This window comes from Comamonas sp. GCA5 (assembly GCF_036541385.1).
Lineage (GTDB): Bacteria > Pseudomonadota > Gammaproteobacteria > Burkholderiales > Burkholderiaceae_C > Comamonas > Comamonas aquatica.
The window spans coordinates 1-8,610 of record NZ_JAZHFR010000113.1 but is presented as its reverse complement, the minus strand read 5'-3'; the positions used below and the strand labels follow the sequence as shown (position 1 = coordinate 8,610).

Genomic DNA, 8,610 nt, shown 5'->3' with positions numbered 1-8,610 from the left:
CGGGCGATGGCCCTGCGCGGCGACGGCGGTCTGGTGGGTGTCCCGCTGGGCCTGGCCGGGCAGGCGGAACACCGCCACGGCGTTGACCAGCTGCGTGGCCTGGCTGTTCAGGCTGCTGGCGGCGGCGGCGCTTTCCTCCACAAGGGCGGCATTTTGCTGGGTGGCCTGGTCCATCTGCGTGACGGCTTCGCCCACCTGGGCCACGCCCTGGCTTTGCTCGGTACTGGCGGCGCTGATCTCGCCCATGATGTCGGTGACGCGGCCAATCGCGCTGACCACCTGGGTCATGGTGGTGCCGGCCTGGTCCACCAGTTGCGTGCCCTGGTCCACCTGATTGACGCTGGCTGTGATCAGCTGCTTGATTTCCTTGGCGGCATCGGCGCTGCGCTGTGCCAGGCTGCGCACTTCGCTGGCCACCACGGCAAAGCCACGGCCTTGCTCGCCAGCGCGCGCAGCTTCCACCGCCGCGTTCAGCGCCAGGATGTTGGTCTGGAAGGCAATGCTGTCGATGACGCCGATGATGTCGGCAATCTTGCGACTGCTGTCATTGATGCCGCGCATGGTGTGCACCACCTGGGTCACCACCTCACCGCCCTGGGCGGCTACGTTGGAGGCAGTCAAGGCCAACTGGTTGGCCTGGCGGGCGTTGTCGGCATTCTGGCGTACGGTGGTGCCCAGCTGCTCCATGGACGCGGCGGTCTCTTCCAGGGCGCTGGCCTGGCTTTCGGTGCGACTGGACAGGTCGCTGTTGCCCTGTGCGATCTGTGCGCTGGCCGTGGCCACGCTCTCGGCATTGCTGCGCACGCCGGAGACCACTTCGGCCAGCCGCGTCTGCATGTGCTGCAGGGCGCCCAGCAGGGCGGCGGTCTCGTCGCGGCCCTGGACCGCGATGGATTGCGTCAGGTCGCCCTCGGCAATCTGCTCGGCGCTGCGCACGGCCAGTTGCAGAGGGCCGGTGACGGAACGGCTCAGCAGCCAGGCGGCTACGCCGCCGGTCAGCAGGGCGATGGCAGTGCAGACCAGGATGATCCATTGGCTCTGATGGACCTGCGCCGTGGCGGCATCGCGGGTCTGTTCGTACAGCATCTGCTGGCGCTGCTCGAACTGGCGGATGGACTGGTTGTAGGCCTCGGCCAGCGGCACCAGCTGCTGGTCCAGGGCGGCGGACACGTCCTCGCCCGCGGCGCGGCGCTTGAGCAGCTCGGCCCGGGGATCACGGTAGGCGGCACGCGCCTTGTCGATGTTGACCACCAACTGGCGCCCCGCCTCGGTGCGGATCAGGCCTTCGATGGTGGTGCGCAGCTGATCGACCGACTTCGAGGTCTCGGCCATCTCCTTTTGCAGCTCCGCAAAGTGGTGGGCGTCCGGGCTCAGGATGGCGGCGCGGGTGCGCATCCAGTTCAACTCGATGCCCTGGCGCCATTCGTTGGTGGCCTGCAGGCGCTGGCTGTCTTCGCGGGTCAATTGGTCCATGGCCTGGCCCAGGGTTTGCAGGCGCCAGATGCCCAGGCCCGCAATCGTGGCAGTGATCAGCAGAACCAATCCGAAGGACAGCGCCAGGCGGCGGCCAATTTTGAGGTTATTGAGTCCCATGCAAGTGACTTCCCGTGGTTGTGGTGTGGAACGTGAGTAAGCGCTATTAGGCGCGCCCGCAACCCCGGCGGTGGCGCGAGAAGCGCGGATTTGTCCCGTTTGATCGGCCGTCTGCCACCGCAGTGCGACACTGGTGCTAGCGAAAACCATAGCTGCTTGCGCTTGTGCAACAAGCGTCAGAGCCTGTTTTAAGGCTTATTGGGCCAGCAGGGCGCTGAGCACCTGCAAGGTGGCCGGCTCGTCCGCCAGCGAGACCGGCAGGCGCAGCATGGTCGACGGCTGCTGGTCGGCCGAAAACAGCACCCCCGGCGCCAGCAGCAGCCCCTGCCCGGCGGCCTTGCGGGCCAGCACTTCGGTGTCTTGCCCGGTGTCCACCCAGACGAACATGCCGGCCAGCGGTTCCTGGTGCAAGCGCAGGCCCAGGCTTTCCACCAGGCGCAGGCAGCGGTGGCGCGTGCTGTCCAGGCGTTCGCGCAGGCGCAGCACGTGCTTGCGGTACTGGCCTTCGGCCAGGATGCGGTGGACCACGCGCTCGCCCAGCTCCGGGCTGGTCAGGCCGCTGAGCAGCTTGGCATCGGTCAGCGCGCGCAGGCGCTCGGGGGCCGCGGCCAGATAGCCCACGCGCAGGCTGCCGGCCAGGGTCTTGGAGAACCCGCCGATCAGGATGACGCGGCGCAACCGGTCCAGCGTGGCCAGGCGCACCGGCTGGCCGGGGTGGAAGTCGGCATAGGTGTCGTCTTCCAGGATCAGGAAGTCCTGCTGCTCGGCCACGCGCAGCACATCGTGCGCGGCGGCCAGCGTCAGGCTGAAGCCCGTGGGGTTGTGCACGGCGGTGTTGGTGATGAACAGCTTGGGGCGGTGGGTGCGCGCCAGGCGCTCCAGCACCTCCATGTCCGGTCCGTCGCGCCGGCGCGGCACCGGCAGCACCTGCACGCCGATGGAGCGCAGCAGCCCGAATACCATGAACCAGGTCGGGTCCTCCACCAGCACGGTGTCGCCGGCGCGCAGCAGGCTGCGCAGCACCAGGTCCATGCCCTGGGTGACGCCGGTGACGGTCATCAGCTCCTGCTCGGGGTCGACCGCCACCCCCTGGGTCAGCAGGTAGGCCGCCAGCTGCTGGCGCAGCGGCGCATAACCCTGCGGCGCACCATAGCCCAACAGCTGCGCGCCCGCGCTGCGGCCCACGGCGCGCACGGCGGCATTCAGCATGCCGTGGTCCATCCAGCTGTGGGGCAGCAGGCCGGTGCTGCCATCAAAGCGCACGTCGTCCTGGGTGCGGAACATGCTGCGCAGCAGGAACGGGGTGTCGAACGCCTTGTCGGCCGACAGCGTGGGCGTGGCGCTGGTTGCGGCCCGGCGCAGCGTGGGGCTGCGCTGGGCGCTGACAAAAAAGCCGGCCCCGGGGCGCGAGCCGACCAGGCCCTGGGCCACCAGCCGGTCGTAGGCCTGGACGATGGTGTCGCGGCTGACGCCGCTGCCATCGGCCAGCTGTCGCACCGAGGGCAGGCGCGAACCCGCGCGCAGGCTGTGGCTGCGCAGCAGTTGCTGGCAGTGCTGCACCAACTGGTCGACCAGCGGCGGCAGGCCATGGCCACGTTGGGGGTGCCAGCCCAGGTCGTTGGCGCTGAGGGCGCGGGCCGGGGTACTGCTGCTGCGAACTGGCCGGGTGTTTGGATCCATACAGTGGGTGTAGTGAGCCGGTGAACTGTATTGGTACTGTACTGGTGAAGCGCCGTAGCATGCAAGCCTTGATTTCCAACCTCCAAGAAGGTGCTCGCCATGAATCTCGCGCTCGATGTGTCCACCGGTTCCATGCTGTTGCCGCTGGCCACGTTCATCTTTGTCAGCTCCATCACGCCGGGCCCCAACAATGTGATGCTGACCGCTTCGGGGGCCAACTTCGGCTACCAGCGCAGCATGCCGCACATGCTGGGGATCACCGTCGGGTGTTCGCTGATGCTGTTCCTGGTGGGCGCCGGGCTGGGCGCGCTGTTCGAGCAGTTGCCGCAGCTGTACACGGTGCTGCAGTACCTGGGCGCGGCCTACCTGGTCTGGCTGGCCTGGAAGATCGCCACATCGGGCCAGGCGGGCACGGCCGATGCCAAGGGCAAGCCCTTCGGTTTCTGGCAGGCGGCGGCGTTCCAGTGGGTCAACCCCAAGGCGTGGCTGATGTCCGTGGGCGTGGTTGCGGCCTACACCACCCCCAGCAGCTACTGGCCCAGCCTGTTGCTCGGCACGCTGGTGATGCTGGTGGTGAACTTCCCGTGCATCAGCGTGTGGACGCTGTTTGGCACGGTGATCGGCCGCTGGATGCAGTCGCCGCGCGCGCTGCAGGTGTTCAACGGCGTGATGGCGGCCTTGCTGCTGTTGTCGCTGTACCCCCTGCTGGTGCCGCACGGCTGAGGCACAAGGCCCGCCGGCGGCGGGCCGTGCTCAATGGAAGACGCGGACCGCCTCGACCAGGCGCTGGGTCTGCGTCTCCAGGCTCTGCGCGGCCGCGGCACTTTGCTCGACCAGGGCGGCATTTTGCTGGGTGGCCGAGTCCATCTGCCCCACGGCCTCGCTGGCCTGCATGATGCCGTCGCGCTGCTCGCGCGTGGCCGCGCTGATGTCGGCGATCAGGGTGGACACCTGCTGGACCTGCTGCACCATGGTTTCGATCTCGGTCTGGGTGGCGGCCACCATGTGGCCCCCGCTTTGCACCTTGTCGACGCAGGCCGTGATCAGCACCTTGATCTCCTTGGCGGCCGTGGCGCTGCGCTGGGCCAGGGCGCGCACCTCGGCGGCCACCACGGCAAAGCCCCGCCCCTGGTCGCCAGCGCGGGCCGCTTCGACGGCGGCATTCAGTGCCAGGATGTTGGTCTGAAAGGCGATCAAGTCGATGGTGCCGATGATGTCGTTCATGCGGCTGGAGCTGTTGGCGATCTCGGCCATCACATCCGTCACCTTGTGCATGGCATCGCCGCCCTGGTGCGCCGTCTGGGTGGATTGCTGGGCCAGCTGGGCGGCCTGGGCAGAGGTACCGGCGTTCTGCTCTACGGTGCTGGTCATCTGCTCCATGAACGATGCCGTCTGCTGCACGCTGGCGGCCGAGCGCTCGGTCCGCTCGCTCAGGTCCATATTGCCCTTGGCAATTTCCTCCACCGCCGAGCGCACGTTGATCACCTGCTGGCTGACGTCATCGATCAGCCAGCGGAACATCAGTCCCAGCTGGCTGATGGTGCGCATGGTCATGCCGATCTCGTCGACCCGATCCACGGTCAGGGCGTTGCGGTTGTTGCCCGTGGCCACATCCAGCGCCTGCTGGCGCAGCTGCTCGATGGGTCGTGCGAACTGGAACTCCAGCAGCACGCAGCCCAGGGCGCAGGCAGCCACCAGCATGCCGGCCATGGGCCAGTTGAAGGGGTGCACACCTTCCAGCAGCGCCAGCCCCAGCAGGCTCAGCGCGCACAGCCCCAGCATGTTCAGGCGCACCCGGGTGCGCACGGACATCAGCTTGCCCAGTGACAGCAGCACGCCCAGGCCGGTGCGCACCAGGATGCCCTTGTGCAGGCGCACCCCCTTGGCCTGGCCCTGGCGCATGGCGCTGTACAAGGCCTCGGCCTGCTCGATCTGCTGCCGGTCGGCCTTGGTGCGCACCGACATGTAGCCCTTGGTCACACCGTTGCGCACGATGGGCACGGCATTCGCACGGACCCAGTAGAAATCGCCGTTCTTGCGGCGGTTCTTGACCAGGGCTCGCCGGCCTTCAGCGTGGCCCACAGGTCGGCGAAGGCCTCGGGCGGCATGTCGGGGTGGCGCACCAGGTTGTGGGGCTGGTGGTCCAGCTCTTCCTGCGTGAAGCCGCTGGCGTGGATGAACGCCGCATTGGCGTAGTTGATGCGGCTTTGCGGGTCGGTGGTGGACATCAGCGTCGCGTTGTCCGCAATCACAAACTCGTTCTGTGACACAGGCTGGTTGTTGCGCATCCGTAGCTCCTAGGAACTGCATGGGGCGCGAGCGGATAGCTCTCCGTCTCAGACGTGTAACCCACCTGGGTTGCTGCCGGGAGCTACTGCGCGACAGGCAGATCAGAGGGGAGCGTAGTCACGGCGATTCCCGCGAAATGTAGGAGGCAACCGCTGTTTGTAAAGTGTTGTATTTTTTGTGACGAACGGGCGCAGGGCCGCGGCCTGTGGTGGCGAATCAGGGGGCCTGGACGAAGCGGCGCACCACGGCCAGCAGCTCGTTGGGGGAATAGGGCTTGGTCAGAAACGCCTGCGCCCCCAGGTCGATCGCCTGGTGGCTGACCGGGCCGGCGCTGTGGGCAGTCAGCATGACTACGGGCAGGCGCTGGAAGCGCTCGGTCGCGCGCAGGCGGCGCAGCAGTTCCAGGCCGTCCATGTCCGGCATCTCGATGTCGGCAATCAGCAGTGCTGGCACTTCGCCGTTTTCCAGCGTGTGCAAGGCCTGCAGGCCGTCCTCGGCGGTTTCCACGCGGTAGCCGCTGGATTGCAGCAGGTGCTGGGCCAGGCGGCGCACGCTCAGCGAGTCATCGGCCAGCAGCACCAGGGGACGTAGCGGTTCGGCCTCGCTGGACGGCGGCGGCGCGGCGTGGCCTTGCTGTGCCAACTGGCGCGCCTCATGGGCCCCCAGCACGGCGGCCGGGTCGTAGACCTGCAGCACCTGGCCGCTGGGCTGCGCGGCAATCCCCAGCAGACCGGGCACCGGCACGGCCAGCTCTGCCGGCGCCTGCAGGGTAACCTCCTGCGTGCCCAGGATTTCGTCCACCAGCAAGCCCCAGCGCGCGGTGTCGCTGCGCACGATCAGCAGGCTGCGCGTGCCGTCGAGGGCAGGCTCCAGGCTGCGCGCAGATTGCTGCCAGACGGCCCCAGCCCAGTACAGAGGCAGCGGGCCGGTGGCCTCATCGTTCAGCATGCCCTGCGCCAGCGCCTGTTCGGCCACGGCGGCCGGCACGCGGCGCACGCTTTCCAGGGCACGCGCCGGCAGGGCCACGCGCCAGCTGCCGGCACGCAGGGCCAGCACCTGCTCGACCTGGGGGGGCGCGGGCAGGCAGATGTCAAAGCAGCAGCCCTGCCCCGCGGTGCTGCTGATGCGCAGGCTGCCGCCCAGCTGGGTGATGGTGTCGGCGACCACGTCCATGCCAATGCCGCGGCCCGCCAGCTCGGTGACGGCCGTGGCCGTGCTCAGGCCCGGGTGCAGGATCAGGGCGGCGGCACGGTCGTTGTCCACCACCGCGTCGGCGGGCAGCAGGCCCAGGGCCTGGGCCTTGCTGCGGATGGCGGGCACATCCAGGCCGCGGCCGTCGTCCTGCAGGCGCAGGATCTGCTGCGTGCCCTGGGTGTGCACGCTGAGCTGGATGCGCCCGGTCTCCGGCTTGCCGGCGGCGCTGCGCTGTGCGGGTGTTTCCAGGCCGTGGGCCACGCAGTTGCGCAGCAGGTGCTCCAGCGCCGGGGTCAGGGCATCGGCCACGCTGCGCTCCAGCAGCGCCTCACCGTCCTGCCAGACCAGTTCCACGGCCTTGGCGGTGTCCTGTGCGGCCAGCTGCACGCAGCTGTCCAGGCGCTCCTGCCAGTGGCTCAGCGGCACCAGGCGGGCGTACAGCAGCGTGTGCTGCAAGGCCCGCAGGTGGCCGCCCTGGGTGTTCAGTGCGTTGTGGGTGTCGGCCAGGCTGTGCTGCAACTGCTGGTGCACGGTGTCCGCGTCGTCGGTGCAGCGGTCCAGGGCCTGCACCAGGGCATGCAGTTCTTCGTGCCACTCGTAGGGCAGCTCCAGGTCGCCGTGCAGCACCAAGGTGTCGGCCCAGGCGGCGCAGTCCTTGATGTGGTGGCGCAGCTGTTGCAGGCCGCTGGCCAGGGCGTGGAGGCTCAACTGGCTGGCGGCCAGGGCGCTGCTGCCCGCGTCGTGCGTGGCCCACAGCGCCTGGGCGTGGCGCGTGACGGTGTCCAGCGGGTTGTGCTGCCAGCGCTGGGCAAGGCGCTCGGGGTGGCGGTCGGCCATCTCCTGCTGCAGGGCGACAAAGGCGATGCGCAAGGCCTCCAGCGGCGGCTGCAGCGAAGCCGGGCCGCACGGGCCGGCCTCGGACTGTACCTCCAGGGCCAGGCCTTCCAGCGCATGCACCTGGCTGGCCCAGGCCATGGCCCCTGCCAGGCGGGCACTGCCCTTGAGGGTGTGCAGGCAGCGCAGCACGGTCTGGCGCGCCGCGCTGTCGGTGGGGGTCTGCAGCCACTGCTTGAGTGCCGCCTGCAGCCGTGGCCAGACGGCCAGCATTTCCTCTTCAAAAACGGAGAAATGCATGGCATCGAGCACGGGGGCGGCACTGGCCGCTTCCACGGCCGGCTCGGCCAGGGCGTCGGCTGCGGCGGAGGCCGGTGACGGGGTGTGCGTGTCCGCAGCAGCGGTGGTGTCGTCCTGCGCCTGTGCGTCCGGTGCGGTGTCCACAGCAGTCGGCAGGGCGTCCTGTGGCGTGCTGGGCACGGGCAGGCTGGCGTACAACTGGTGCAAGGCCTCCATCACCTGCGGGTGGGCGCGGCGCAGAAAGCCAGCCGCGAACTGGTGCAGCAGGCGGCGCATTTCGTCGCTGGCGTGCTGGCAGCTTTGCCGCTGGGCCGGGCTGGCCTGTGCGGGCATGCGCTGCAGGCAGCGCTGCAGCAGGTGCGCGAGCGAGGCGATTTCGGTGCAGCCCGAGGACCAGGCCAAGTGGGACAGGGCCTGGGCCAGGGCGTCGGTGTCGGGGTGCAGCGCGCTGGCCGGGTCGCGCGCCAGGCGGTGATGCGGGCTTCCAGCTCTTGCGACAACAGCTCGGCCTCTTGCAGGAAGGCCAGATCGGGCTCGATCTGCGCGGTGCTGGCCAGGCCTTGGCCCAGCGAGGCCGTGGGCAGGATTTCCGGGGCGGCCTGGAAGGCCGGCAGGCTGGGCGGTGGTGGCGCCACAGGGGCCGGTGCCGGGGGCGGGCTGGCCGGTGTGTCGGCGCTGGCGGTATCGGTGTCCGGCGGGGGGCGCTTCGGCCCCCCGGGG

4 protein-coding genes and 2 pseudogenes are annotated in these 8,610 nt (G+C 69.2%); 2 read left to right on the top strand and 4 right to left on the bottom strand.

Features of this window, described 5'->3' with window-relative positions:
* A partial coding sequence (locus SJH88_RS17535) for a methyl-accepting chemotaxis protein (RefSeq protein WP_274755224.1) occupies positions 1–1,593 on the bottom strand: 1,593 nt, incomplete at its 3' end.
* Positions 1,594–1,788: 195 nt separating this feature from the next.
* Positions 1,789–3,273, bottom strand: a complete 1,485-nt coding sequence (locus SJH88_RS17530; protein WP_274755223.1) for an aminotransferase-like domain-containing protein — start codon at positions 3,271–3,273, stop codon at positions 1,789–1,791.
* 99 nt (positions 3,274–3,372) lie between these two features.
* Between SJH88_RS17530 and SJH88_RS17525 the strand changes: the two genes are divergently transcribed.
* Positions 3,373–3,996, top strand: a complete 624-nt coding sequence (locus SJH88_RS17525; protein WP_042413175.1) for a LysE family translocator — start codon at positions 3,373–3,375, stop codon at positions 3,994–3,996.
* A 30-nt stretch (positions 3,997–4,026) separates the two neighbouring features.
* On the opposite strand, the pseudogene SJH88_RS17520 reads toward SJH88_RS17525, so the two are convergent.
* A pseudogene (locus SJH88_RS17520) lies at positions 4,027–5,561 on the bottom strand (methyl-accepting chemotaxis protein).
* A gap of 217 nt (positions 5,562–5,778) precedes the next feature.
* Positions 5,779–8,292: a hybrid sensor histidine kinase/response regulator gene (locus SJH88_RS17515; protein WP_274755222.1), complete on the bottom strand. Its 2,514-nt coding sequence runs from the start codon at positions 8,290–8,292 to the stop codon at positions 5,779–5,781.
* On the opposite strand from SJH88_RS17515, the pseudogene SJH88_RS17510 reads away from it, so the two are divergent.
* Positions 8,293–8,610, top strand: a pseudogene (locus SJH88_RS17510) (hypothetical protein); the annotation flags it as partial.